The organism is Rhodococcus sp. 15-2388-1-1a (assembly GCF_002259145.1).
GTDB lineage: Bacteria > Actinomycetota > Actinomycetes > Mycobacteriales > Mycobacteriaceae > Rhodococcoides.
This window is the reverse complement of record NZ_NPFP01000002.1, coordinates 93155-119848: the sequence shown is the minus strand read 5'-3', so window position 1 is coordinate 119848 and position 26694 is coordinate 93155. Positions and strand designations below refer to the sequence as shown.

The following is a 26694-nucleotide window of genomic DNA, read 5'->3' as shown; positions in this document are numbered from 1 at the left end:
TTCTGCTCCCTCTGCGAGTAGCGTCCGAACGATGTCCGAGCGACGTACTCTGACCACCGGACGAGTGGTATTTCTTGTGGTGGCCGCCGCGGCACCGATGGCGGCGATGATCGGCAATGTACCGCTGGCCCTGATCCGCGGCAACGGTGCCGGTCTGCCCGCGGCGTACGCGATCAGTGCTGTTGTGCTGCTGTGCTTCTCGGTGGGTTTCGCGGCGATCAGCCAGCAGGTGTACAGCACCGGTGCGTTCTACACCTACATCGGTCTGGCGTTGGGTAAGCCGCCCGGTGTCGCTGCCGCATATGTCGCAGTTGTCGCGTATACGTCGCTGGCGTGCGGACTTTCCGGCGCATTCGGATATTTCACGCATTTGGTATTCGCCGACTCGGGTATCGATATTCCGTGGTACATCTTCACGGCAGCCGCTGTCGTGATTGTCGCATTCCTGGGTTTCCGAAACGCCGACCTCTCGGCCAAGGTTCTCGGAACTCTGATGGTGCTCGAATTTGCGTTTCTGACGGTGTTCAACGTCCTGGTGGTGAGTGACAAGGGGACCGCGGCACTGCCACTGGAGTCGTTCACTCCGACGCAGGTGTTCTCCGGGTCGCTGGGGATAGCGATGATGTTCGCCTTTTCGAGCTTCATCGGTTTCGAGTCCGCAGCTCTGTACGGTGAGGAAACCAAGGACCCCAGACGCAGCATCCCGCGCGCGACCTTCATCGCGGTCACGCTCATCGCGGTCTTCTACGTGCTGACGAGTTGGATCATCGTCGGGGCCGCGGGTGGAGTGGACGCACCGGTACTGGCCCAGACCGAACTGGGCAATCTTCTGTTCACGCTGGCGCAGCAGTACGGAGGAACAGTGCTGTACGACGGTACCGCGGTGCTGCTGTGTACCAGTGTGCTGGCGTCGTATCTCGCCGTGCACAACGCGGCCAGTCGCTATCTGTTCGCCCTCGGGCGTGAGCGCGTACTTCCGGTGCGGCTGGGCCGAATTCATCCGAAGCATTCGAGCCCCCACATCGGCAGTATCACCGCCTCGATCGTGGCTGCGGTGGCGCTGGCGGTGTTCGCGGTGACCGGTGCCGACCCGTACCTGATCTACGCTGCCGGCGCCATCGGCCTCGGAACTCTGGGGGTGATCGCCCTGCAGGCTGCGGCAGCGCTGTCGGTGGTGGTGTTCTTCATCGGCCATCCGGATCGCTCACTGTGGCGCACCGGGATTGCCCCCGGCATCGGCTTCGCCGGTTTCATGACCGGATTGGTGCTCGCCGGAACGCATTACAGCATCCTGACCGGTTCCGATTCTGCGGTCGTCAACGCAATCCCTGTGGTGCTGATCCTCGCCGCGATCCTGGGGGTACTGGTGGCGCTGCGCATCAAACGTGCCGACCCGACAACCTACGAGGGCATCGCCGCGGCCTACATGCGTCAGTGATCGGTTGTTCGACGCGCCTCGAGGAGTCGGAGCCAGATCTCGCTGACCGTCGGATACGACGGCACCGCATGCCACAGGTCGTCGAGCGAGACCTTGCCGACCACTGCGACAGTGGCGGCATGAACGAGCTCGGCGACGCCCGGGCCGACGAACGTCGCGCCCACTATCGTGTCGGTGGCGCGGTCGATCACCAGCTGTGCACGGCCCGAGTAGTCGTCCTGCTGCAGAGACGAACCCGCGACGGCGATGTCCTGCGCCACGATCTCGACGTCGATGCCTTCCTTTCGGGCCTTTGCCTCGGTCAGTCCGACGGACGCCACCTCGACCGGAGTGAACACCACCTGGGGGATCTGACCGTGATCCGCTGATGCGCGGAACCGCTTGCTGTCCAGCGGCTTTCCCTCGGCTCTGGCGGCGATGACGTCGCCGGCCACCCGGCCCTGGTACTTGCCCATGTGCGTCAGTGGCGCGCGGCCGTTGACGTCGCCCACCGCGTAGAGCCAGTCGTGACCGGCAACGTTCAGATGATCGTCGACGTCGATGTAGTGGCCCTCGTCGAGTCCGAGGCTCGACAATCCGAGGTCCGCACTCGCCGGGGTGCGGCCTGCCGCAACCAGAATCTCATCGGCGACGATCTCGGTACCGTCGACCACGAGACCGACCGGGCCGCCGTGGATTCGGCCGATGCCGGTGTCGGCAGGGTTCTCTCGTGACACCGACTCGAGGGAGGCGTCGAGCATGATCGCCCCGCCGCGCTTCCTCAGCGCCTCGGCGACCAGTTCACCGGCGAACGGTTCGGAACCGGCCAGCAGCGACGATCCGCGCACGATCATCGTGACCTTCGCTCCGAGCGAGAGCAACCAGGTGGCCGCCTCCGTCGCGACAACGCCGCCGCCGATGATGGCGATGTGCCCCGGGGTCTCGTGAATGTTGGTGGCATCGCGGGAGATCCACGGCCGGGCGTCGCGCAGGCCGGGGGTGTTCGGCACGGATGCGGTGGTTCCGGTGGCGAGGACAACAGCGTGGCGGGCGGTGAGTGTGCGGCCGTCGACCTCGACGGTCCTGGCCCCGGTGAGTCGCCCGTGGCCACGGACCACCGAGATGCCGGCCGACTCGGCCCACGTCACCTGTGAGGAGTCGTCGAGGCTGTGGGTGAAGGATTCGCGTCGGGCCAGGACGGCGTCGGCGTCGAGGGGTTGATCGCCGACCAACTCTTTGACTCCCGGCATGTTTCGCGCGGTGTCGAGAACCTCGCTCGGACGCAGCAGTGCCTTGCTCGGCATGCAGGCCCAGTACGAACATTCACCGCCGAGCAGTTCGTGTTCGACGATCACCGCGGTGCGATCGCTGCCCTGTATCGCGTACTGCGCGGCATTTTCGCCGACCGGTCCACCGCCGATGACGATGACATCGAATTCCGAGCTTTCTGAGGCCATTGCTCCACAGTGACATAGGCTCGCCGCTTATGGCGACCACTCGGAACAAGATTCTGATCACCGGAGCGAGCTCGGGGCTCGGTGAGGAAATGGCGCGACGGTTCGCAGGCATGGGCCGGGACCTTGCGCTCTGCGCCCGGCGCGTCGAGCGGTTGGACGATCTTCGCGCCGAGTTGATGCATCACAACCCGAACATCACCGTGGTGGTTCGAGCCCTCGACGTCACCGATCACGACGCGGTCGGTGAGGTGTTCGGAAGATTGCGAGACGAATTGGGCGGCCTCGATCGAGTGATCGTCAATGCCGGGCTCGGCAAGGGCGCGAAGATCGGCACCGGCCGGGCCGAGGCCAATCTGCAGACCGCACGCACCAACTTCGTCGGGGCCCTGTCGCAGGCGGAAGCCGCACTGTCGATCTTCAGAGAGCAGAAGCGCGGGCACCTGGTGTTCGTCTCGTCCATCAGCGCCGACCGGGGACTGCCGGGAGCCAAAGCGGCCTACTCGGCCAGCAAGGCCGCAGTGGCCTCTCTGGGTGAATCGCTGTCCACGGAACTGTCGAGAACCGACATCGCCGTCACCACCTTGCTACCCGGCTTCATCGCCACCGACATGTCCGCCAAAGCGGGCGACAGTGCCGCTCTCACAGCCACTCTCGACCAGGGTGTCACCGCGATGGTCGACGCGATCGAGAGCGAGACCCGCCGCGCCGCGCTACCCGGACTCAAGTGGCGTGGCATCGACGCGGCGCTGCGGTTCCTGCCGAATGCGTTGACGGATCGGATGGTCTAGGAGTCGGGCAGGGGCTACTGCAGGTACCCCTCGACCCGGTCGACGCTGTTGGCCGTTGCGGTGTCGGGGTTCTTGCCCGCATCGATGCGCGCCCGACGCTGGCGGAGCAGGTCCCAGCACTGATCGAGGGCGTGCTCGAGGGACGCCAGTTGGGCCTTCTCGGTGTCCGGGTCGATGTCGCCCGACTGGGCCTCGGTGCGAAGCTTGTGCTCGGTGGCGATGAGCTGCTGGATCTTGGTGTGGATATCGTGCTCGTTCATGGCGACAACGGTAGACCTACCAGGGTTTGGCGGCCAGGTTCCGCGTTGCCAGGGCTCGCTGCACGGCCGCGGTGAGCTCGGCGGTCGATCCGGCCAACGCGTCGTCGGTGCACACGAGCGAGAGTGTGTAGCTGCCGTCCAGGCGGGAGAGATAGGTCGACATTCTGATCGTCGACAGCGCGCCCGACGGATTCGGATGGATCGCGCGGGTTGCGAGTCCGCACGATCGGTGGGTGCCGAGTGCGGTGATGCCGTCGGGAATGTCGCCGATGTTGGAGCACAACACTTCTCCGCGCCCCGGGGTCGACGTCAGCTTGGCGGCGACGCGATGGGGGAGCAGCTGGACGATCTCGGGTGGATAGCCTGCGGGTGCTCCCACCGGCTTGCCGAACGCCTCCTTGCACGCTGCTCGGATGGCCGCGGGCGGGTCGTCGCCGCGGACGGCGACGGTGGCCATGCCGATCGCATTGGCGTCACCGGACCCGGTGCGAAAAGGAATGTCGACGGTCACCGCGGGTGACCCGAGTTCTCTCATCGTGGCGGCGACGACCGAAACGAACAACGAATTGGCCGATCCGCCGACACTTTCTGCCGCCGAATCCCACTCTGCGGCATCGATATCGACGATCACCGCGTACATCTGCCGCGCCCGGTGCGGGGTGACGCCGCCGCTGTCGGCGGTGGTGAATGCTCGCAGTTCGGCTCGGGCCTTCTTACTGACCCACAACCTCGCCGTCGCTGCGATGGATCGTAGGAGAACGGTGAAGATCATCGAGAGCGCGTCCCTCACATCCGATCCCGGGTGCAGCGCCGGTACGGGTGTCGATCCGGCGAATGCGCGGGCCGCAGCGTCGATGAGCTCACGGGCATCGGCCAGTGCGTGCGAACACACCAGAGACAGGACAGTGCCGCCGTGTGCAATGGGCGCGGCCGTCAACCGCCAGCCGGGCCCGTACTGCGGGTCGAGTCGAACGTCTGCCTGCGCGTCGGCCCATCCGATGATGTCGTCGACCGCGTCGGTGCCGTAGTCGAGTGGGAGCGATTCGGACGAGATGTCCCATCGAAGTCGGGCCCCGGGTGTGCGGGGCTTGCCGACTCGACGGCCGAGCTGTCCGATGGCCAGCTGGTCGTGGACCCGGTGTAGTTCTTCTGCGCTCACCGTCTCGGTGGTGCGCCAGATGCCTTGCAGCGCAATCGGAATTCCATAGCCGCGGTGGGTCCGGAGAAATATCTCGTCGATCACCGACAGACGCGTGGATTTCACGGGCTCGCGGTGCCGTGTCGTCCCGCCCCCGATGCGAACCGGCTCGCGCCACTGAGCGCATCGGCGTTGATCGAGATGGCACCGTGTCGGAATTCGTTCTTCAGGGCGGACTCTTCGTCGAGGCCGTCCTGTTCCAGCAGGGACAACCGATCCTCACGCATGCAGGTCTGCGGTAGCAGCGCGAGTTCGGCGGCCAATGCCTCTGCTTCCGACCGGGCTCGGCCCACCGGAACCACTCTGGTGATCAGTCCCATGTTCAACGCCTCTTCGGCATCGACGGCGCGACCGGTGAGGATCATGTCCATCGCCCGGCCCGTACCGACGATGCGCGGCAATCGCACTGTGCCGCCGTCGATCAACGGAACTCCCCAGCGCCTGCAGAAGACGCCGAACGTGGCGTCGTCCTCGGCGATGCGGAGGTCGCACCACAGTGCGAGTTCCAGTCCGCCCGCGACGGCGTATCCCGACACGGCCGCGATGACCGGCTTGGACAACCGCATTCGCGTCGGGCCCATCGGTCCGTCCCCGTGTTCGGTCGCGTGATTCGAGCGCGGTGTGCCCAGTGCCTTGAGGTCGGCTCCCGAGCAGAACGTGCCGCCCTCGCCCCACAGGACTGCCACCGAGGCGGATTCGTCGGCGTCGAACTCCTCGAACGCCTGGATCAACTCCTGAGCGGTGGGGCCGTCGACGGCATTGCGGGCCTCCGGACGCGACAGGACGATGGTGGTGACGGGGCCTGATCGTTCGATCCGTACCGGCATGTCTGTGAACCCTACTCGAGTTCTCTTGCGTGAAGCAATGAATCAGTGCTTCAATCCTTGGCATGCCCTATCGCCGAACCCCCGCGGTGCAGGCCAGGCTCGACGCCGGCCGTGAGAAGCTGTTCGCTGCCGCCATCGAGGTGCTTTCGACGCACGGTTACGCAGGGCTTTCGATCGCGTCGGTCGCCGCGGCCGCGGGAGTATCCGCAGGCAGCGTCTACACCCACTTCGAGGGCAAGGCGGACCTGGTGGTCGCCATCTTCCGCGAGGTCTGCGGCCGCGAGGTCGCGGCAGTAGTGGCCGTCGCCGGGCATGGAAGCACTGCCGAGCGGGTGACGGCAGTGGTGGAGACCTTCGCCGGACGAGCCCTGAAGAACCGAACGATGGCCTACGCGCTGCTCGCCGAGCCGGTGGATCCGGCCGTCGACGCCGAGCGGTTGGTCTTCCGGCGAAAATTCACCGAGGCATTCGCCGACGCGATCGCGGCAGGCATCGCAGCCGGGGAGATCCCCGAGCAGGACGCAGCGATCTCGGCAGCAGGTCTGGTCGGGGCCGTCGGCGAAGTTCTGGTCGGTCCGTTGTCTTCCCATGAATCCAAGGATCCGGTCCCGGGTCTGGTTGCATTGTCGTTGCGCGCGTTAGGAGTTCGAGATGGACACGCATGAGGTATTCAACCAGGCAATCGACCTGACGCCCTACGACACCTCCGCGGACCCGTCGTTGCTCGACGGCCTTGCGCGGGCCGGTGGCGGCTGGGCGCTCGACGAGGTTCGGCAGTTGGGAGCCCTCGCCGGCGGAGTCGAGGCTCAGGAGTGGGGACGGCTCGCCAACGAGAACCCACCGGTGTTGAAGACGCACGATCGGTACGGTCATCGCATCGACGAGGTCGAATTCCACCCGCATTGGCACGATCTGATGACCGTTGCTATCGAGCACGGACTGCACGCCAGCCCCTGGACCGACGACCGCGTCGGTGCACACGTCGCCCGCGCTGCGAAGTTCTACGTCTGGGGGCAGGCCGAGGCCGGACACATGTGCCCCGTTTCGATGACCTACGCCGTCGTTCCGGCGTTGCGGCACAATCCATCTCTGGCTGCACAGTACGAGCCACTACTGGCGTCGAGGGAATACGATTTCGGCCTGCGGACCCCGTCGAGCAAACGCGGACTGATCGCAGGCATGTCCATGACCGAGAAGCAGGGCGGCTCCGACGTCCGCGCCAACACCACCACGGCCACTCCGTCGTCGGACGGTACGTATTCGATCGTCGGCCACAAGTGGTTCACGTCTGCGCCGATGTCGGACATGTTCCTCACCTTGGCGCAGGCCCCCGGCGGGCTCTCGTGTTTCATGCTGCCGCGCGTGCTGCCCGACGGTACCCGCAACCGAATGATGCTGCAGCGCTTGAAGGACAAGCTCGGCAACAAGTCGAATGCATCCGGTGAGCTCGAATATCACGGGGCCACCGGCTGGCTCGTCGGTGAAGAGGGCCGCGGCGTGCGCACCATCATCGAGATGGTCAACATGACGAGACTGGACTGCGTCATAGGGTCCGCGGCCGGAATTCGCAACGCCACAGTGCGCGCGGTCCATCATGCGCGTCATCGAGCTGCGTTCGGCGCTGCACTCGTGGACCAGCCTCTGATGCGAAACGTGCTGGCAGACTTGACCATCGAATCCGAGGCCGCCACCGCCGCCATGATCCGCCTGGCGCAGGCCACCGACGGCTCGGCCCGCGGCGACGAGCAGGAGAGCGCGCTGCGCCGAATCGCGTTGGCCGTCACCAAGTACTGGGTATGCAAACGAGCGCCGGCCCACGCCGCCGAAGCACTCGAATGTTTCGGTGGCAACGGCTATGTCGAGGAATCCGGAATGCCTCGGTTGTTCCGCGAGTCGCCGTTGATGTCCATCTGGGAAGGCTCCGGCAACGTCGCCGCACTCGATTCCCTGCGCGCACTGGCCCGTCAGCCCGACAGTGTCGAGGCCTTCTTCGGTGAGATCGGCCAGGCGTCGGGCGTGGATTCTCGCCTCGACGACGCCATCGCCCGCGTCGGCAAGGAACTCTCCGACACCTCCGACATGGAATACCGGGCCAGGCGAGTCGTCGAACTGATGGCGCTGACCTTCCAGGGCGCGCAGTTGGTGATGCACGGGGACGCAGCTGTTGCCGATGCCTTCTGCGCCAGTCGACTCGACCGAGACTGGGGCATCGCCTTCGGCACCCTGCCGACGGGAGTCGATACGGCGGCGGTGCTGGCGCGGGTGTAGCGGGGGATCTACGCCCCTCGTGGGAATTCGCACCGCCTGTAGGGTGCGCATATTCCTACGAGCGCCGTAGATGTGGGGAGGGGTAGCTCGGCGTACCGTCCACTCGGCGGGCCGAGGAGCAACGCACGCCTATAGGCAGCATGAAGCCTGTCGATGACGACATGCGGAGTCGACAAGTCCCGCCAGTCGAATCTGAAGACGGTCCTGCCCTGCTCGGCGAGCCGGTTGTGGCGATTCTTCTCTGCGAGGATTGCTTGCCGTGGCTGCGGACCGTACTTGTTTTCGCCGTCGAACTCGGCGATCACCTCGGCAAGGTCGGGAAACAGGAAGTCGGTGCGGGCGATGCGTCGACCGTCTTCGTCGAAGATCGTCTGATTGGACAGCGGAGTCGACACTGTCTGCAGGATCAGTCGCGATCGACTTTCGCCGACACTGTCGCTCCGTGCACTCATCGCGCCGATTGCACGTCGAGCGCGTCCGGCACCGCTTCGGTGTTGCGCTGCATCGCACGATCTTTCGAGTTCGCCGATTGTGGTGAGGCCGTGGCGCAATGCCCGATCACCGAGACACACCGCAACCTCGAGTGGATGAGTCCTGGCGACGTCGACGACTGTGCGCGCTGGGCGTGTGACACGCATACCGTCGAGATGAAGCCACTCGTCGTCCAGTAGATCGGTGCCGTGAAGGAACCGGCGTCGACTGCGCTTGCCAGAGTGGCCGCGAGGTGTGGTCATCGTCACCGTGTCCAGCGGTAAGTTCCACACGTCGAGTCCGAGAACCACCGCTGCGGACACATGGCTGAGGACGACGTCGTCGCCGGAATCGGCATAGGTCGCCTGAGCCAGGAGTGCGTGCTGCTGCGCAGAGTCCAGTGTTGCGAGAACATCCCCTCGAACGAACCAGCCTCTGCGAATTGCAACGATGGACGTGTGTGCGCGTGCCCGTCGAAGGTCGTCATCGGTGAAGCCCGACGCGAGCGCATCGGCACGGGTGAAGAGCCCACGTTGGTCGAAGTCCATGCTCAATTGGACGCACGGCTGACCTGTTCGGATCCGCTGAGCGCAATCTACGGCCCGTCCAGGAATCCGCACCTCCTGCAGGGTGCGTAGATTCCTAAGAGGGCCGTAGATCCACCGACCGACCTCAGGCCGAACGACCCCGCTGCGCCCGGTACCAGCGCACCAGTGCGTCGGTGGATGAATCCGACTGTGCGGCAGGGGCTTCGGAATCGGTGAGCACCGGAGTCAGTTCGAGTGCTTGGGTCTTGCCGAGTTCGACGCCCCACTGGTCGTACGAGTCGACTCCCCAGATGACGCCTTCGACGAAGACCTGGTGCTCGTACAGGGCGATCAATTGTCCGACCACCGACGGCGTGAGCTTGGGGGCGAGGATCGAGGTGGACGGGCGGTTGCCGGGCATCACCTTGTGCGGCACCACATCTGCCGGAGTGTCCTCGGCGGCGATCTCCTCGGCGGTCTTGCCGAAGGCGAGCACCTTGGTCTGCGCGAAGAAGTTGCTCATCAGCAGATCGTGCATCGAGCCGGTGCCGTCGCGGGTCGGTAGGTCGTCGGTCGGTTCGGCGAATCCGATGAAGTCCGCAGGTACCAAACGTGTTCCCTGGTGCAGCAATTGGTAGAAGGCGTGCTGCCCGTTGGTGCCAGGCTCGCCCCAGAAGATCTCACCGGTCGGCGTGGTGACGGGGGAGCCGTCGGCCTTGACGGACTTGCCGTTGGACTCCATGGTCAGCTGCTGCAGGTATGCCGCGAAACGGGAGAGATCATTCGAATACGGCAGCACTGCACGGGTTTCCGCGCCGAAGAAGGAGCTGTACCACAGGCCGACGAGGCCGAGCAGAACCGGCGCGTTCTCGGCCAGCGGTGTGGTGCGGAAGTGCTCGTCGATGCGGTGGAAGCCGTCGAGGAATTCGCCGAACGCTTCCTTGCCCACAACGGTCATGACCGACAACCCGATTGCCGAATCGACGGAGTAGCGTCCGCCGACCCAATCCCAGAAGCCGAACATGTTGTCGGTGTCGATACCGAAGTCCGCAACCCTCTCGGCGTTGGTGGACACGGCGACGAAGTGCTTGGCGACGGCATCTTCACCGAGCGCGTCGACGAGCCAGCGCCGGGCTGCGGTGGCGTTGGTCAGCGTTTCGAGGGTGGAGAACGTCTTGGACGCGATGATGAACAGCGTCGACGCGGGGTCGAGTCCGTCGAGCGCACCGACCAGATCCGCGGGGTCGACGTTCGAGACGAATTTCGCAGAGATCCCGGCGTCGGCGTAGTGCCGGAGTGCGTTGTAGACCATGACCGGTCCGAGGTCGGATCCGCCGATGCCGATGTTGACGACGGTGGAGATCTTCGCGCCGGTGGCGCCGACCCATTCACCCGACCGCACCCGATCGGTGAATTCGCCCATCGCAGTGAGTACTTCGTGCACATCGGCGACGACGTTCTGGCCGTCGACGGTCAACGAGGCGTCGGCCGGTAGACGCAGCGCGGTGTGCAGAACGGCGCGGTCCTCGGAGGTGTTGATGTGCTCGCCCGCGAACATCGCGTCGCGTTTGCCTTCGACATCGGCGGTACGGGCGAGTTCGACGAGCAACTCGACGGTCTCGCGGGTGATGCGGTGCTTGCTGTAGTCGATGTGCAGATCGGCGGCGTCGAGAGTGAACGTGCGTGTTCGGTCGGCGTCCTCGGCGAACAGTGTCCGAAGATGAGTATCGGCGATCGTGGAGTGGTGATCGGTCAGCTTCTGCCAGGCATCCGTGCCGGTGATATCGACGCTCATACGAACCAACAGTAATCCCGTGCACAGTCACGCGCGCGTCGTTCTCGTTTGCTTCGGGCGCTGCGGAGGCATCATGGACGGTATGGACCAACGTGCATTGATCGATTCGATTCCGGCAAAACTGTGGATCGGCGGTAAGGCCGTCGACGCCGAGGGAGGCAAGACGTTCGCGGTGAACGATCCGGCCACCGGCAAGCCCCTGACCGAGGTGGCCGACGCATCGCCCGCCGACGCGATGAAGGCGCTCGACGCCGCCGCTGCGGCGCAGAAGAGCTGGGCGGCAACACCTGCCCGCGAACGCAGTGAAATCCTTCGAGCGGCATTCGAGAAGGTCACCGAACGCGCCGACGACATCGCGCTGCTGATGACCCTGGAGATGGGCAAGGCCCTCGCCGAATCCAAGGCCGAGGTGAAGTACGGTGCCGAGTTCTTCCGCTGGTTCGCCGAGGAAGCGGTACGCATCGGCGGCCGCTACACCCCGGCCCCGGCGGGCAACGGACGAATCCTCGTCACCAAGGCTCCGGTCGGGCCCGTCCTGGCGATCACCCCGTGGAACTTCCCGTTGGCGATGGGCACCAGAAAGATCGGGCCGGCTCTGGCCGCCGGCTGCACCATCGTCGTCAAGCCCGCTCGCGAGACCCCGCTGACGATGCTGCTGCTCGCTCAGATCTTCGACGAGGTCGGCTTGCCCGAAGGTGTGCTCTCGGTGCTGACGACGTCGAAGTCCGGTGACGTCACCGGACCCCTCATCGAGGATCCGCGGATGCGCAAACTCACCTTCACCGGCTCGACGGGCGTCGGCAAGTCGCTCGTCGAGAAGTCCGCGACGAGGTTGCTGCGCACCTCGATGGAGCTCGGCGGCAACGCACCGTTCGTGGTGTTCGACGACGCGAACATCGACGACGCGGTGGACGGCGCGATGCTTGCCAAGATGCGCAACGGCGGCGAGGCCTGCACCGCCGCGAACCGATTGCACGTGCACAACAGCGTGCGCGAGGAGTTCACCACCAAGCTCGTGGCGAAGATGTCCGAGATGAAACTGGGACCTGGCGTCGACCCCGATACCAAGCTGGGACCGCTGATCAATGCCGATCAGCTCGAGACCGTGCAGGAACTGGTCGACGACGCGGTGGCCAAGGGCGCGACGGTGGCACTGGGTGGGAAGGCACCGGGCGGGGACGGTTACTTCTACCCGGCGACCGTGCTCACCGACGTGCCTGCCGATGCACGGATTCTGAAGGAGGAGGTGTTCGGGCCGGTGGCTCCGGTCGTCGGCTTCGACACCGAGCAGGAGGGAATCGACGCGGCCAACGACACCGAGTACGGCCTGGCGTCGTACATCTACACCGAGAACCTGGACCGCGCGCTACGGGTGGCCGACGCCATCGACAGTGGCATGGTTGGCGTCAACCGCGGAGTCATCTCGGACGCGGCCGCGCCGTTCGGTGGGGTGAAGGAATCCGGATTCGGCCGTGAGGGCGGATCCGAGGGAATCGAGGAATACCTCGAGACCAAGTACATCGCATTGAAGTAGAGCTGACGGTTGGGCGTGCATACTGCGCGCCCAACCTGAGGTCGATCAGTGTCCGAGGCGACCGCGACCGAGGCGGAGCAGGAGCATGGCCAGCGTGTGGCCTTCCTGACCGAGGCTGCTGAAACGCTCGAGAACCTTCATCTCGCGGCTGTGCACCAGACGCGGACCACCGGAGGCCATGCGGGTGCGTCCGATGATCTGCGAGACCTCGGAGCGACGCTTGATGGCCGTCAGGATCTCGGCATCGAGGCGGTCGATTTCCTGGCGCAGGTCGTTGATCTCGGCCTCGCTGGAAGGCACTGCAATGTCTGAGTCGATCTTCGTCGTCATGGCCATCGTCTCTCCTCGGGTCACATCTTGGATCGTTGCGTCGTCCGTCACCGTTACGCCTTTCGTATTCGGAACTGCATCGCCGGTCGGTTCGGTTCCCGTCCGGAACCAGGGCGTTGCGTCTATCGACAGGCTCCTGCACGCTCGGCCGAACAGCGGCCGATCCGATGCAGGCGATGACGTACGGTTTTTTCGATCACCGATCCAGTGTGCCACGGGTCCCCCCTCCTGAAAAGTCGTCGGTTCGGCCGACGACCACGCGATGTGGGTTTGTCGGTACGCGCCGGTAACCTGACCAGACGATGAACACATTCCTCCAGGGCCTTCAGTCCCGACAGAACACCTCGTCCGACGCACTGCTGGAAGGCCTCAATCCTCAGCAGCGCGAGGCCGTCGTGCATACCGGATCTCCGCTGCTCATCGTGGCCGGAGCCGGGTCGGGCAAGACGGCAGTGCTGACGCGACGCATCGCGTATCTGCTGGCCGAGCGAGGAGTGTCACCCGGCCAGGTTCTGGCCATCACGTTCACCAACAAGGCCGCTGCCGAGATGCGCGAGCGAGTCGCCGGACTCGTCGGACCGCGAGCGAACGCCATGTGGGTGTCCACGTTCCACTCGAGTTGCGTGCGGATTCTGCGCGCGCAGGCTGCGCTGCTGCCCGGTCTGAACTCGAACTTCTCCATCTACGACGCGGACGACTCTCGGCGACTGCTGACGATGATCTCCAAGGATCTGCAGATCGACACCAAGAAGTTCTCGGCGCGGCTGCTCTCGACGGCGATCTCGAACCTGAAGAACGAGCTGATCGGCCCCGACAAGGCGGCGGTGGACGCCGACGGCGATCCCGCCGAGCTGCCGCGACTGGTGGCCAAGGTCTACGGCGTCTACCAGCAGCGGCTGCGCGCGGCCAATGCGATGGACTTCGACGACCTCATCGGCGAGACGGTGGGCATTCTGCAGGCGTTCCCCCAGGTGGCGCAGTACTACCGACGCCGGTTCCGACACGTTCTGGTCGACGAGTACCAGGACACCAACCACGCCCAGTACATGTTGGTCCGCGAATTGGTCGGTACCCCCGACGCCGACGGTGCACTCGAGGGCACCGTCGCGCCGGGCGAGCTGTGTGTGGTGGGCGACGCGGATCAGTCCATCTACGCCTTCCGCGGCGCGACCATCCGCAACATCGAGGAATTCGAGCGCGACTATCCGGACGCGCGCACCATCCTGCTCGAGCAGAACTACCGATCGACGCAGAACATCCTCTCGGCCGCCAATGCAGTGATCTCGCGCAACATCGGCCGACGCGAGAAGAAGCTGTGGACCGACACCGGCGAGGGCGAGTTGATCGTCGGTTACGTCGCCGACAACGAGCACGACGAGGCATCGTTCGTGGCCTCGGAGATCGACCGACTCGTCGACGGTGGAGACGTGCGCTTCGACGAGGTGGCCGTCTTCTACCGAACCAACAACTCCTCGCGTGCGCTCGAAGAGATCTTCATCCGACTCGGTCTGCCGTACAAGGTCGTCGGCGGTGTCCGCTTCTACGAGCGCAAAGAGGTGCGAGACCTCGTCGCGTACCTACGCGTGTTGTCCAACGAGGACGACACCGTCAGCATGCGACGCATCCTCAACACTCCGCGCCGGGGTATCGGCGATCGTGCCGAGGCCTGTGTCGCCGTCCACGCCGAGCAGCGCGACATCAGCTTCTCGCGCGCACTGCACGACGCGGCCGCGGGCAAGGTGGCGTTGCTCAACTCGCGGCAGCAGAAGTTGATCGCGCAGTTCATGGAGTTGCTCGACGAACTACGTGCAGTGCTCACTGCGACCGACGGGGACGGCAACGACATCGCAGACATCGGCGATGTCGTCGAAGCCGTTCTCGACCGCACCGGCTACCGCGCCGAACTCGAGGCCAGCAGTGATCCGCAGGACGGTGCTCGACTCGACAACCTCAACGAACTCGTCAGCGTCGCACGGGAATTCACCTCGGAGGCGCGCAATCAGGCCGCAGTGGCGGCGGAAGCTCTCGAAACCGGGGACGACGAGAACGGCGACGAGGACGGTGGCGTCGACGGGTTGGCCGAGCCGGGGTCACTCGCGGCGTTCCTCGAACGGGTCTCGCTGGTGGCCGACACCGATCAGATCCCGGATTCGGGTACCGGCGTCGTCACCCTGATGACGCTGCACACCGCGAAGGGCCTGGAGTTCCCGGTCGTCTTCGTGACGGGTTGGGAGGACGGCCAATTCCCGCACATGCGGGCGCTCGGCGACCCGAACGAACTGTCCGAGGAACGACGTCTGGCGTACGTCGGCATCACCCGTGCGCGGCAGCGGCTCTACCTCACGCGCGCGATCATGCGCTCGGCCTGGGGGCAGCCCATCGCCAACCCGGAATCGCGCTTCCTGCAGGAAGTTCCGCAGCACCTGATCGACTGGCGACGCGAGGATCCGGGCACCGGGGGAGGCCGATCCATCGGCGGCGGAAGATCCGGCAGCTACGGATCGGGTGGTGGCGGATACGGCTCGAACAGTTACGGCTCGGGCGGCTACGGCGGGTCCTCGAGTCGCGGCCAGAGTTCGACTCCGAGTTTCGGTGCAGCCAAGGGGCGCAACTCGAACCTCGTTCTCGCCGTGGGTGATCGAGTCAGCCACGACAAGTACGGCCTGGGTACGGTGTTGGAATCGACCGGAGCCGGCGTCAAGGCGATGGTGTTGATCGACTTCGGTTCGGCAGGCCGCGTGAAGATGATGCTCATCGGCGGCGTCCCGATGACCAAGCTGTAAGAGGGCCGAGAACGCGAAAGCCGGACCCTGCGAAAGCGGGGTCCGGCTTCGTGTGGAAAGTCGGTGGATTCAGTCCATCTCTGGTCCGAGGGAGATTCCTCGGGAAGCGAGCCACGGAAGCGGATCGATCTTGACCTCGCCCGGAAGGTGAACCTCGAAGTGCAGGTGCGGGCCGGTGGAGAAGCCGCGGTTACCCATCGTTGCGATCTGATCGCCCGCCATGACGTCCTGACCGACGGCGACGAGGGTGGTGTCGATGTGGCCGTAGACGGTGATTGTGCCGTCTGCGTGCTGCACACGAACCCACATGCCGAAGCCGGCTGCAGGACCGGAGTCGATCACCTTGCCGTCGGCGACGGCGTAGATCGGAGTTCCGATGGCATTGGCAACGTCGACGCCGGCGTGGAGAACGCCCCAGCGGGTGCCGAAGTTGGAGGTGTAGGTGCCCTGAGCCGGAAGTGCGAACAGTGGCCTGCGAGCAGCGGCCTCGCGTGCGGCGCGCTCCTCGCTGAAGCGCTGGCCCTTGGCGAGCAGGTCGTTGAACTGGCTCAGATCCACCGGTGCAGCGATGCTGAGGATCTGCGGTGCTTCCGACGGCGTCGCGCTGGACGAGTCGGCGTCGATCTCGGTGGTCTGCGGAGTGGTGGTGGCCGCGACTGCTGCGGCGGCGGGTGCTTCACCTGCGGCGAGCGCGTACTCGGAGGTGGCGACTGCGGCGGGTGAGTCGTCGTTGACGACGGCCTGGCCTGCTGCGACAACCGCGCCTGCGGCGACAGCGAGAACTGCGGCTCGGCCCTTGAGCGCAGTAGGGGGAAGGGGAATGCGGTGTGCGCCGCCGCGACGGGCCACGGGGGTGGCGTCTGCGGTGGTGGCGAACGAGTTGACGACGGTCGGCGACTCGTCGGCTGCGATGTGCGGGGTCTCTGCGAAGTCGGCTTCGACGTATCGGTACGGCGGGTATGCGTACGCGTCGTAAGCGCTGGTCTCGTAGGCGGGCTCTGCGGCTGCTTCGGCGGCGGGCTCGTAGCTGTAGACCGTGGTCGCGTCTTCGGCCGAAGGTCGAGAGAACCGGCTGGAGGTGAAGGACGCACGGTGTTGCTGCAAGACCTACAACCTCCGTTTTCGTGACCTGGCCGTTACTGAAAGACTCGGCAGACGGTAACGAAATGATTGCGGGGCGCGCAAGTTAACAGCCCAAACCGGCGTCATATGTGAGATGGCTCACAAGGCGACCAGCGGTTATGTCGTGACGAGCCACATTCGTAATCGGACACGCGAACACGTGGACGGCACACGGTGACAGTAACGGTTCTCGCACCGATCGAGCCGATACCGTGATCCGAGTGCCGACTCCCACCTTCGACGACTCGTCCTCCCGCGGCTCCGAGCGAGCGGAACCACAACGGATCCGACCGCAGGACGGAGAGTTCGGTCGAGCGGACGATCCGTCGCCCACCCCCCGCGTCGCGCTCGCCGTCGTACTCGCCCTGATCGCTGCGATTGCCGCAGTGGCGGCCCAGCTGATCGGCGTCGTCCGCAGCGCCGACGGTTCGCCGGTGGGTGACGGGGCCGCGATGGCCGCGATCCTGGCCGGTGCCGTCCCCGTCGTCGTCGTCATCGGAGCCGCGGTGGGTGTGGCCGGTAGACGCGTCGAACTAGCGGCGGCACTGCTGGCCGGGTACGGCGCAGTGGCACTCGGATTCACGCTCCTCGACGTCGCCCTGTTGTCCGACCCCATCGATGCCAATCGACTCGAGCTCTTCCGCCCGCTGAGCGCCGCGATGCTCGACGCCACCTCCGGGGCCTACTTTCTGCTCGCCGGCCACGCTGTGTCGGTTCTGGCGGGTGTTGCGGGGTGGTCTGCGGTGCACCGCGCCGGGCTCGGTGACGGGTACGGCGAGTCGGTGTATTCCGAGCACGTGGGGCGGGCGGCGGCGGGGGGTGTCGGGCCGTTGCTCGCGTCGCTGCTCGGCGCGTTCGGTGTGCTGGCGGCCGTTGCGGCGTTCGCCTCGCTGTACCGCTCGTCGGATCCGGTGGTGATCGTGACGGCCGTGGTGGAGTCGCCGGTGTTCGTTGCGGTGGGCTCCGGAGTCGTCGGTGTCGCGGCGCTCGTGGTGGCCGCAGCTGCGCTGGCCGCACTCTCGCCGCAGGTGGCATCGGGTGCGTCCGTCGGAGCCGGCCTCGGCGTGCTCGGCTTCGCCGGGGTGGCTCTGCTCGCGGGACTCGGAACCGGTGACCGGGTCGATGCCGGCCTCGGTGCCTACCTGGGAACGGTCGCAGGGCTCGGGCTGCTGATCTGTGGCGCGGTGCTTGCACCCGTTGCCGCGGCGCGTGACCGTCGAGCACTGGAGCGAGCGCAACAGCGCGAGACGGGTGCGCGAGGTGTCCGCGGTGTCGCCGGTCCAGGAACGACGAGGTGGCACGCGGCAGCGGGGAGTGCAGGCGTGCTGTCCGGCGTGCTGTTCGTCGTCGGATCGTTGTTGCCGATTCTGGAGACCGACTCGGGGATCGCCGTGCCGCAGATATTGGCCACCAGGGTGGTGCTGGTTGCCGGGTTCGTGATGATTCTGGGTTCGGTGCCGCTGTTGTTCTCCGAGTTCGCCTCGGCTGCGCGGCCGTTCGTGTCGATGTTCTGGCTCGGTGCGGTGGCGGCTGCGGCTGCGGTACTGCAGTCGGTGGTGCTCGCCGAGGACGTGGATGGGGTGAGCACCGGCGTCGGCGCTCTGGCGATCATTGCGGGCGTCGTCGCGGCGGTGGCAACCGGACTGCTGGCCCTGTTCGCCGGATCGGCCGAACGCGACGACGTCGACACCTCGGCCGACGCCGGAACCGACGGCCCGCTGCTGGGCACCGCGCTGCTCGGCTCCGGTCTCCTCGCCATCGGGTTGGCCCTGCCCTTGTATCGCGGTAGCGACCTGACGGCCGCGACAGTCACCGAATTCCCGTGGGGCTGGGACACCTGGGGTCAGATGCTGCTCGCCGCCGGAGTCGTCGTTGCTGCGGTCGTCGCGGCGCGAGCTCGGCCCGCTCGCGGGAGCGTTCTGCTCGGCGGAGCAGCCGTTGCCGGGATCGTTCATCTGTCGTCGTGGCCGCTGACATCTGCACGTGCCACCGATCCGGAGATGGGCCCCGGCGTCGTGCCGTCGGTGATCGGAATCGTCGTTCTCGGTGTCGCCGCGGCACTTTCGGCCCGACGAGTCGGTCGGTGACGGCCGTTTCATCGACCCGGAAGCGGTGAGATAGGCCACATAGCATGCATGCGCCCGATGCGCTGTCGGGCCACCTGGATAAAGTCCATGCTCAGACCCGCTCACACCCCTGGAGCGGGCGTCAACGTAGACGAGACGGTGAGCTGATGGATCTCTTCGAATACCAGGCGAAGGAATTGTTCGCCAAGCATGGCGTACCCACCTCCGCCGGTCGTGTCACCGACACGGTCGCCGGAGCAACACAGATTGCCGAAGAAATCGGCAAGCCAGTAATGGTCAAGGCACAGGTCAAGGTCGGCGGCCGCGGCAAGGCCGGTGGCGTCAAGTACTCCAAGGACGTCGCAGCAGCCACCGAGAACGCAGAAGCGATTCTCGGACTCGACATCAAGGGCCATGTCGTCAAGAAGCTTCTCGTTGCAGAAGCCTCCGACATCGCCGAGGAGTACTACATCTCCTTCCTGCTCGATCGCACCAACCGCACCTACCTCGCGATGTGTTCGGTCGAGGGTGGAGTCGAAATCGAGGTGACGGCGGAGGAGAACCCCGACGCACTCGCACGTATCCCGGTCGACGCCGTCAAGGGTGTCGACCTTGCTTTCGCTCGTGAAATCGCCGAAAAGGGCAAGCTTCCCGCCGAGGTGCTCGACGCCGCTGCGGTGACCATCCAGAAGCTGTGGGAGGTCTTCATCAACGAAGACGCTCTCCTGGTCGAGGTCAACCCGCTGGTTCGCACCCCGGACGATCAGATCCTCGCCCTCGACGGCAAGGTCACGCTCGACGCCAACGCGGACTTCCGCCAGGCCGGCCACGCCGAGTTCGAGGACAAGGACGCAGCCGATCCCCTCGAGGCCAAGGCCAAGGAGAACGACCTCAACTACGTCAAGCTCGACGGACAGGTCGGCATCATCGGAAACGGTGCCGGACTGGTCATGTCGACCCTCGACGTCGTCGCATACGCAGGCGAGGCACACGGCGGCGTCAAGCCCGCCAACTTCCTCGACATCGGCGGCGGCGCCTCGGCCGAGGTCATGGCCGCAGGCCTCGACGTCATCCTCGGTGACGAGCAGGTCAAGAGCGTGTTCGTCAACGTCTTCGGCGGCATCACCGCGTGTGACGCAGTCGCCAACGGCATCGTCGGCGCACTGAAGAAGCTGGGCGACGACGCCAACAAGCCGCTGGTCGTCCGTCTCGACGGCAACAAGGTCGAAGAGGGCCGCAAGATTCTCGCCGACGCCGCGCACCCGCTGGTGACGCTCGCCGGAACCATGGACGAGGGCGCCGACAAGGCCGCCGAGCTGGCAGCGAAGTAGAGGAAACAATGTCTATCTTTCTGAACAAGGACAACAAGGTCATCGTCCAGGGCATCACCGGCGGCGAAGGCACCAAGCACACCGCCCTGATGCTCAAGGCCGGAACCCAGGTCGTCGGTGGCGTCAACGCACGTAAGGCCGGAACCACGGTCAAGCACGTCGACGCTCAGGGCAACGACATCGAATTGCCGGTGTTCGCTTCGGTTTCCGAGGCCATGGAGAAGACCGGAGCCGACGTGTCCATCGCGTTCGTGCCGCCGGCATTCTCCAAGGACGCCATCGTCGAGGCCATCGACGCCGAGATCCCGCTGCTCGTCGTCATCACCGAGGGCATCCCCGTGCAGGACTCCGCGTACGCGTGGGCCTACAACGTGGAGAAGGGCAAGAAGACCCGCATCATCGGCCCGAACTGCCCCGGAATCATCACCCCCGGTGAGGCTCTCGTCGGCATCACGCCCGCGAACATCTCGGGAACCGGCCCCATCGGCTTGGTCTCCAAGAGCGGCACGCTGACCTACCAGATGATGTTCGAGCTCCGTGACTTCGGATTCTCGACGGCCATCGGCATCGGCGGCGACCCCGTCATCGGAACCACCCACATCGACGCCATCGAGGCGTTCGAGGCGGATCCCGACACCAAGATCATCGTCATGATCGGTGAGATCGGTGGCGACGCAGAAGAGCGCGCAGCCGATTACATCAAGGCCAACGTGACCAAGCCGGTCGTCGGCTACGTCGCAGGCTTCACCGCTCCCGAGGGCAAGACCATGGGCCACGCCGGCGCCATCGTCTCCGGCTCGCTGGGAACGGCGCAGGCGAAGAAGGACGCACTCGAGGCCGCAGGCGTCAAGGTCGGCAAGACGCCGTCCGAGACCGCTGCCCTCGCGCGCGAAATCCTGGAATCGCTGTCCGTGAAGTAAGTTTCACATCGTGAGAAGCCCGCCACCGAATCCGGTGGCGGGCTTTTTCGTGCGCCCCGGTCCGCGTGAATGGACCACTACATGCGTCTGGACGCGGCAATGTCACATTCACGCGAAGGGGTCTAGATTGATGCGCGTGCACAGGATCTTCACCACCGCCTTCAGCTCGGTCTATCCGCACTACGTGAACAAGGCCGAGCGCAAAGGTCGGACGAAAGCTGAGGTCGACGAGATCATCCGGTGGCTCACCGGTTTCGATCAGTCGGCCCTCGACCGGCATCTCGAAGCCGAAACGACGTTCGACGAGTTCTTCGCGGCAGCGGACCTCAACGCGAACGCGACCCTGATCACCGGAGTTGTGTGCGGCATACGCGTCGAGAATGTCGAAGACCCCCTGATGCAGAAGATCCGTTATCTGGACAAGCTGATCGACGAACTCGCCAAGGGCAAAAAGATGGAGAAAATCCTGCGCGGATGACCGTTGCTCAGTAGATCGAATGAGTGAGAGTGGCGGTGTAAGTGTCGGCGATGACGCCCGCTGGAGGAATGGCCACAGATACCGTTGACGTCCATCCGGTGAGACACAGCGCCCCGCCGGTTTTGGCGCGAATGGGCACCGAGGTCAAACCGACGCTCACCGCAGCGGAGTTGCCGGCGATACCCGCAGTGCAGGCCGAGGACGGTGCACTGTAGGTCACAGACGTCGGTGTGAGGGTTCGACCGGTAGCGGTGCCGCGAAAGTTCGACATACTGACTTCGGACGTCCAACCGGCAAGCCCTACTCCCAGCACCGTCATACTCATCGTCCCGATCCATGTCGTTCCCGGGACGATCGATGACGGCCCGGTCATCGTCGACGGCACCTCGATATTGAGAAGGTTCGCCGCGGCCGCTGGTGCTGCTGCCCTGGCAACCGATGCGGGTGCGTCGGTGGTCGTTGCAGTAGGCGTCGTCGAAACTGTCGGCACCGTCGTCGTCGGCAAGTCGGACGTAGGCACCGCCGTAGTGGTGTCGATCGATACCGCAGTGGTTGGACTGCTTTCGGTCGGTGCCGTCGTAGTGGTGTCGATCGTTGGGCCGGTAGTGACGTTCTCGACCGGTGCAGCCGGCGAACTGATCTCGTCCGTAGTCGTAGTCGTAGTCGTAGTCGGTGCCGGTGAGACTGTTGCCGGCGGTGCCGCCTCGTTCGTCGTCGTCACCTGCACCGGAGGAACCGGGGCCGTGGCTGTCGGATCGTCGAAGACCGGGCACAGGGGGGTCGGCACTGTCGAGGTGCTCGTCGGGACTGGAGTAGTTGTCTCCGGCACTTCCGCTTGTGGAAGAGCGCAATATTCTTCCACAACGGGCTGTTCGACGATCGGCTGAGCCGACACCACCGGATTGACGGTGGCCGCAAGGACCACCGCCAATCCGACTGCCAATGTCAGACGTCGCATGTCAGCTGGTCTTTCGTCGCCGAATCACAATGAGTACTGCCGCCGCGACGGCGATGAGTCCCAACGCAACGACCGCCCAGACCCACACTGGAGTACCCGACTCGGACGAAGAGTCTTGTGCGGCGACCGAGCCCTGGTCGGGGAAGGTGAGTTCGACGTTCGACGTCTTGTTCACCAACCCGCTCGTGACTGTGACCGCGGCCTGCCATGGCCCTGCGGGAAGAGCGGGGTCGAGCGTGAACGTGATGCTTCCTGATTGCCCAGGCGCGATGGATCCGCCCGAGCCCTTCACCGGTGTGCTGGAAATACCGCCTGGGCCACCGGAGAGTTCGACCGTCCCGCTCGGATCGAGAGCTCGGCCGCCGGTGTTGGTGATGTTCGCGACGACCTGTGGGGCACCGTCGTCGCTGCGAGCAGCGGTGACTTCATCGATTGACAGGTCGGCTGCGGGACCGTTTCCTGGACCGACCGAGAGGTAGGTGCGAATACCGACGCGGCTGACGTTCTGGATGCCGGTTCCTGATGGGGCACCAGCAGTTTGCGCCCAGACGACGGCGTACTGCTCACCCTCGGGGGCGTCGGGTGGTACCGCGATGGTCACCACCGCTTCGGCCGCCGAGTTCGGAGCCAGCGTGAGGTCCGTCGGCGTCACCGACATCCACGTCGTGAGCTCGTTGACGGCGCGGTCGTCACCCACCTCGAAGCCGCCGTCGTCGGCTCCGATCGATGCGGCAGCGGGGTACAGCGTGACCGGTTGTTCTTGGTTGCTGCCGTTGCTGACCTCGATGCGCCTGGTGATGGTGGTGCCAGGAGGCAGGTTGTCGATGATGTATGCCATCGCTCGCGGGTCGTCCTGGAGGGATACCGGCGCTTCGAGCAGTCGTATTCCGACGCTGCCCACCGGCGCTGGTTCGGTTGGTTGTTGAGCGACAGCCGGAGCCTGGGCGACGAGCGCTGTAGCGAACGTCAGTAGAGCCAGAACTCCGACTGCCAATCCCCGATTCGCAGACATCTACAGATCAAGCCACCGAATGCGTGACGGTGCCCGTGTAGGTACCGGCAACGACATCGGACGGCAGTTCGACCTCGACGGTGCCGGTCCAGGTGGCGGTATTGGAGCCGACGACTGCGGTAGCGAAGACGACTGCGGTTGTGGTGTCGATGGCCTGTGGCAGCAGTACGCCGGCCACCGTCGAGATTCCCGTGCGTGCAGGCACAAGCGGTGCCGAGTAGGTCACGGCTGTCGAGGGGATCGTTGCCGGGTCCGGTGAGGGCTTCACGAAGTCGGTGCTGAAAGCCGACGCGGTCCAACCATTGAGCCCACGGCGCTGGTCGGAGACGACGACGGGTGTGATTCCTCCACTTGCTACGTCCCCCGTGACGGTCAGCGGCTGGCTTGTCGGCGCGGTGATATTGAGTGCGCCTCCGACCACAGAGAAGGTCAGGACGGTGTCGGCTGCGTTGGAGACGGCAGGCGAGATGACGGCAACAGCGAGGGCACCGGCGGCGGCGACGGTGGCGAAGAGTGACTTGCGCATGAGGGGCGTCCTAGGGGAGTGCGAGCCCCAGGGACTCGCCGGTTTGTGATGTACACAACAATAATCGCCCCCGTTAGTGATGCGTTACAAATTATGGATAACTGTCACGGGGTATTTTTGAGGGGCAGAAACGGACGTGGCACATAATTCTTAAAATCATGCTGAATCGAAGTGTGGTCATCGATTCGTTGCCGGACTTCACTGATCGTCATGACAACCACCGAGAACCGTGCTCTCACCAAGTCCTGGCCCGACGCCCCCACCACTGCTGCCGGATGGATTTCCCGCGCCGGTGAGGTGGCTCAACTTCTCGCAGTCGACGCTGTCGCTCGCGACAAGGGGCGAGAGGCCCCCGCCGCCGAGGTCCAGTTGCTCAAGGACGCCGGCCTCGTCACTCTGCTCGGCCCCGTCGAACACGGCGGCGCGGGCCAGGACTGGCCGACGGCGTATCAGGTGATCCGCACCGTCTCGAAGGCCGACGGCTCGATCGGTCAATTGCTCGGCTACCACCTGCTGTGGTTCTGGGCCGCTCGACTCGTCGGCACCCCCGAACAGATCGAGGCCGTCGAAGCAGACGCCACGAAGAACAAATGGTTCTTCGGCGGTGCCGTCAACCCTCGGGACAACGACGTCGCCGTCACCGACGAGGGCGACACCATCGTCTTCGACGGTTCCAAGACCTTCTCCACCGGCAGCCGCATCTCCGACGTCACCGTGCTCGAAGGAGCACTCGAAGGCAGCACCGATCACGTGTTCGCGATCGTGCCGTCGAACATCGAGGGTCTGTCCTTCCACGACGACTGGGACAACATCGGCCAGCGTCAGACCGAGAGCGGCAGTGTCACCATCGACAAGGTTCGCGTCGATTGGGCCAGCGCAGCAGGGTTCGTGGACAAAGCTTTTCAGCCGCGCGTCTACAACACCCTCAACGTTCCGACCATCCAGCTGGTGTTCGTCAACTTCTACCTCGGAATCGCGAGGGGCGCACTCGAGGAAGCCGCGTCGTACACCAAGGACAAGACCCGGGCGTGGCTGCACAGCACCGTGGACAAGGCCGTCGACGAGCCGTACATCATCGACATTTACGGCGATCTGACATCCAAGCTGTGGGCCGTCGAAGCGCTCGCCGACGCAGTTGCGTTGGAAGCAAACAAGATCCACGACAACGCCTGGAACGTCACCGCCGAGGAGCGCGGTGAGCACGAGGTGCGCGTCGCTGCAGTGAAGGCTCGCGCTACCGAGGTGTCGCTCGAGATCACGTCGACGGTGTTCGAGGCGCTCGGTGCGCGGGCGACGGCCAGTAAGTACGGCTTCGACCGCTTCTGGCGCAATGTGCGTACGCACACCCTGCACGATCCGGTCGCATACAAGCGACGCGAGGTCGGGCGCTGGGTTCTCACGGGCGAACTGCCCGAGCCGACCTGGTACTCGTAGAACGCACTGGTAGGAGAACAACGATGAGCACCGAAAAAATCGCCGACGCAGTCAAATTCGCGTACTGGGTACCCAATGTCTCGGGTGGTCTGGTCACCAGCACCATCGAGCAACGCACCAGCTGGGATTACGAATACAACAAGAAGCTCGCGCAGACGGCCGAGAACAACGGATTCGAGTACGCCTTGAGTCAGGTTCGCTACGAAGCCAGCTACGGGGCAGAGTTCCAGCACGAGTCGACCAGCTTCTCGCTCGCGCTGCTGCTGGCCACCGAACGACTCAAAGTCATTGCAGCAGTGCATCCCGGGCTGTGGCAGCCGGCGGTCCTCGCCAAGCTCGGTGCCACTGCCGATCACCTGTCGAACGGCCGATTCGCGGTCAACGTCGTCAGTGGTTGGTTCAAGGACGAGTTCACCCACCTCGGTGAGCCCTGGCTCGAACACGACGAGAGGTACCGGCGCAGTGCAGAATTCCTGCAGGTACTGCGCAAGATCTGGACCGAGGACGACGTGGACTTCCGAGGCGACTTCTATCGGATCCACGACTTCACACTCAAGCCCAAACCGCTGAACACTCCCGATCGTCCCAACCCCGAACTGTTCCAGGGCGGCAATTCGTCTGCAGCGCAGGAGAATGCCGGACGTTACTCGGACTGGTACTTCAGCAACGGCAAAGATTTCGACGGCGTCACCGAGCAACTCGACAACCTCCGACGCGTCGCGCGTGATCACCGGCGTGAGGTCAAGTTCGGGCTCAACGGCTTCATCATCGCGCGAGACAGCGAGAAGGAAGCGCGAGACACCTTGCGCGAGATCATCGAGAAGGCCGACAAGCCTGCCGTCGAAGGTTTCAAGGGAGCGGTGCAACAGGCAGGCAATTCGACGGGCGACAAGAAGGGAATGTGGGCGGACTCGACGTTCGAGGACCTCGTTCAGTACAACGACGGCTTCAAGACCCAATTGATCGGCACCCCGGAACAGGTGGCCGAGCGCATCGTCGCCTACCGTCGCCGCGGCGTCGACCTGATTCTCGGCGGATTCCTGCACTTCCAGGAGGAGATCGAGTACTTCGGGGCGAAGGTCCTGCCGCTGGTTCGGGAACTCGAGGCCGCTGAGGCGCACGACCAAGAGTTGGTGGCAGCCCGCTGACCTTTCGGTTCCGTGATCGGTCGGGTCCGTGCAGTAGCGTGAGT

Annotated in this window: 24 protein-coding genes; 13 read left to right on the top strand and 11 right to left on the bottom strand. The window is 65.0% G+C overall.

Going from position 1 to position 26694, the window contains the following annotated elements; translation table 11 throughout:
• Positions 1-31: 31 nt before the first annotated feature.
• Complete coding sequence (locus CH302_RS01705; RefSeq protein WP_037191889.1) at positions 32-1438, top strand: APC family permease; 1407 nt, start codon at positions 32-34, stop codon at positions 1436-1438.
• On the opposite strand, the gene CH302_RS01700 is transcribed toward CH302_RS01705, so the two are convergent.
• Positions 1432-2874, bottom strand: coding sequence for a dihydrolipoyl dehydrogenase family protein (locus tag CH302_RS01700; protein ID WP_037191892.1), 1443 nt, complete (start codon positions 2872-2874; stop codon positions 1432-1434). The genes CH302_RS01705 and CH302_RS01700 overlap by 7 nt on opposite strands.
• Before the next feature lie 29 nt (positions 2875-2903).
• Between CH302_RS01700 and CH302_RS01695 the strand changes: the two genes are divergently transcribed.
• Positions 2904-3662 carry an SDR family oxidoreductase gene (locus CH302_RS01695; protein ID WP_037191895.1) on the top strand — a complete coding sequence of 253 codons (759 nt, stop codon included), beginning with the start codon at positions 2904-2906 and terminating at the stop codon, positions 3660-3662.
• A 14-nt stretch (positions 3663-3676) separates the two neighbouring features.
• Here the strand turns inward: CH302_RS01695 and CH302_RS01690 are convergent, their stop codons facing one another.
• Genes CH302_RS01690 through CH302_RS01680 form a run of 3 tightly spaced genes read right to left on the bottom strand, consistent with a single transcriptional unit; the run spans position 3677 to position 5947 of the window.
• Positions 3677-3922, bottom strand: coding sequence for a DUF2630 family protein (locus tag CH302_RS01690; protein ID WP_037191897.1), 246 nt, complete (start codon positions 3920-3922; stop codon positions 3677-3679).
• Positions 3923-3938: 16 nt separating this feature from the next.
• Positions 3939-5186, bottom strand: coding sequence for a hypothetical protein (locus CH302_RS01685; protein ID WP_037191899.1), 1248 nt, complete (start codon positions 5184-5186; stop codon positions 3939-3941).
• Positions 5183-5947 (bottom strand): crotonase/enoyl-CoA hydratase family protein, encoded by a 765-nt coding sequence (locus tag CH302_RS01680; protein ID WP_037191901.1) that lies wholly within the window; start codon positions 5945-5947, stop codon positions 5183-5185. Before CH302_RS01680 ends, CH302_RS01685 begins: the two co-directional genes overlap by 4 nt.
• 62 nt (positions 5948-6009) lie before the next feature.
• Here CH302_RS01680 and CH302_RS01675 point away from each other — a divergent pair, with 62 nt between their 5' ends.
• Together CH302_RS01675 and CH302_RS01670 are read left to right on the top strand one after the other, a co-directional pair.
• Entirely contained in the window at positions 6010-6612 is a 603-nt protein-coding gene (locus tag CH302_RS01675; RefSeq protein WP_032404341.1) for a TetR/AcrR family transcriptional regulator, read from the top strand.
• Positions 6599-8215: an acyl-CoA dehydrogenase family protein gene (locus tag CH302_RS01670; RefSeq protein WP_037191903.1), complete on the top strand. Its 1617-nt coding sequence runs from the start codon at positions 6599-6601 to the stop codon at positions 8213-8215. Before CH302_RS01675 ends, CH302_RS01670 begins: the two co-directional genes overlap by 14 nt.
• Positions 8216-8223: 8 nt before the next feature.
• Here CH302_RS01670 and CH302_RS01665 read toward each other — a convergent pair whose 3' ends face one another.
• Complete coding sequence (locus CH302_RS01665) at positions 8224-9234, bottom strand: hypothetical protein (RefSeq protein WP_052047763.1); 1011 nt, start codon at positions 9232-9234, stop codon at positions 8224-8226.
• A gap of 124 nt (positions 9235-9358) precedes the next feature.
• The gene (gene pgi, locus CH302_RS01660; protein ID WP_037192202.1) at positions 9359-11008 is read right to left on the bottom strand and encodes a glucose-6-phosphate isomerase; all 1650 of its coding nucleotides are present in this window, start codon (positions 11006-11008) and stop codon (positions 9359-9361) included.
• 82 nt (positions 11009-11090) lie between these two features.
• On the opposite strand from pgi, the gene CH302_RS01655 reads away from it, so the two are divergent.
• Complete coding sequence (locus CH302_RS01655; RefSeq protein WP_037192204.1) at positions 11091-12542, top strand: NAD-dependent succinate-semialdehyde dehydrogenase; 1452 nt, start codon at positions 11091-11093, stop codon at positions 12540-12542.
• Between the two features lie 45 nt (positions 12543-12587).
• Here the strand turns inward: CH302_RS01655 and CH302_RS01650 are convergent, their stop codons facing one another.
• Positions 12588-12878 carry a chorismate mutase gene (locus CH302_RS01650; protein WP_037192205.1) on the bottom strand — a complete coding sequence of 97 codons (291 nt, stop codon included), beginning with the start codon at positions 12876-12878 and terminating at the stop codon, positions 12588-12590.
• A 296-nt stretch (positions 12879-13174) separates the two neighbouring features.
• On the opposite strand from CH302_RS01650, the gene CH302_RS01645 reads away from it, so the two are divergent.
• Positions 13175-15655 carry a UvrD-helicase domain-containing protein gene (locus CH302_RS01645; protein WP_037191905.1) on the top strand — a complete coding sequence of 827 codons (2481 nt, stop codon included), beginning with the start codon at positions 13175-13177 and terminating at the stop codon, positions 15653-15655.
• Between the two features lie 69 nt (positions 15656-15724).
• Here CH302_RS01645 and CH302_RS01640 read toward each other — a convergent pair whose 3' ends face one another.
• Complete coding sequence (locus tag CH302_RS01640; protein WP_037191908.1) at positions 15725-16759, bottom strand: M23 family metallopeptidase; 1035 nt, start codon at positions 16757-16759, stop codon at positions 15725-15727.
• Positions 16760-16998: 239 nt separating this feature from the next.
• Here CH302_RS01640 and CH302_RS01635 point away from each other — a divergent pair, with 239 nt between their 5' ends.
• From CH302_RS01635 to CH302_RS01620, 4 genes are all read left to right on the top strand, one after another.
• The gene (locus tag CH302_RS01635; protein ID WP_094649870.1) at positions 16999-18864 is read left to right on the top strand and encodes a hypothetical protein; all 1866 of its coding nucleotides are present in this window, start codon (positions 16999-17001) and stop codon (positions 18862-18864) included.
• Positions 18865-19010: 146 nt separating this feature from the next.
• Positions 19011-20174 (top strand): ADP-forming succinate--CoA ligase subunit beta, encoded by a 1164-nt coding sequence (gene sucC / locus CH302_RS01630; protein WP_032377331.1) that lies wholly within the window; start codon positions 19011-19013, stop codon positions 20172-20174.
• 8 nt (positions 20175-20182) lie between these two features.
• Positions 20183-21094 carry a succinate--CoA ligase subunit alpha gene (gene sucD / locus CH302_RS01625; protein WP_027496015.1) on the top strand — a complete coding sequence of 304 codons (912 nt, stop codon included), beginning with the start codon at positions 20183-20185 and terminating at the stop codon, positions 21092-21094.
• Between the two features lie 130 nt (positions 21095-21224).
• A complete protein-coding gene (locus CH302_RS01620; RefSeq protein WP_170945729.1) occupies positions 21225-21572 on the top strand; it encodes a DUF2200 domain-containing protein in 348 nt (115 codons plus the stop codon).
• Positions 21573-21579: 7 nt separating this feature from the next.
• Here the strand turns inward: CH302_RS01620 and CH302_RS01615 are convergent, their stop codons facing one another.
• Positions 21580-21792 carry a hypothetical protein gene (locus CH302_RS01615; RefSeq protein WP_094649869.1) on the bottom strand — a complete coding sequence of 71 codons (213 nt, stop codon included), beginning with the start codon at positions 21790-21792 and terminating at the stop codon, positions 21580-21582.
• Between the two features lie 10 nt (positions 21793-21802).
• On the opposite strand from CH302_RS01615, the gene CH302_RS01610 reads away from it, so the two are divergent.
• On the top strand, positions 21803-22459 hold the full coding sequence (locus tag CH302_RS01610) for a hypothetical protein (protein WP_141216572.1): 657 nt from the start codon (positions 21803-21805) through the stop codon (positions 22457-22459).
• A 72-nt stretch (positions 22460-22531) separates the two neighbouring features.
• Here CH302_RS01610 and CH302_RS01605 read toward each other — a convergent pair whose 3' ends face one another.
• Positions 22532-23542 (bottom strand): hypothetical protein, encoded by a 1011-nt coding sequence (locus CH302_RS01605; RefSeq protein WP_037191914.1) that lies wholly within the window; start codon positions 23540-23542, stop codon positions 22532-22534.
• A 7-nt stretch (positions 23543-23549) separates the two neighbouring features.
• Positions 23550-24068, bottom strand: a complete 519-nt coding sequence (locus CH302_RS01600) for a hypothetical protein (protein ID WP_037191917.1) — start codon at positions 24066-24068, stop codon at positions 23550-23552.
• Between the two features lie 210 nt (positions 24069-24278).
• On the opposite strand from CH302_RS01600, the gene CH302_RS01595 reads away from it, so the two are divergent.
• Both CH302_RS01595 and sfnG read left to right on the top strand, forming a co-directional pair.
• A complete protein-coding gene (locus CH302_RS01595; protein ID WP_052047765.1) occupies positions 24279-25502 on the top strand; it encodes an acyl-CoA dehydrogenase family protein in 1224 nt (407 codons plus the stop codon).
• A gap of 23 nt (positions 25503-25525) precedes the next feature.
• The gene (gene sfnG / locus CH302_RS01590) at positions 25526-26650 is read left to right on the top strand and encodes a dimethylsulfone monooxygenase SfnG (protein WP_037191919.1); all 1125 of its coding nucleotides are present in this window, start codon (positions 25526-25528) and stop codon (positions 26648-26650) included.
• Positions 26651-26694: the final 44 nt, after the last annotated feature.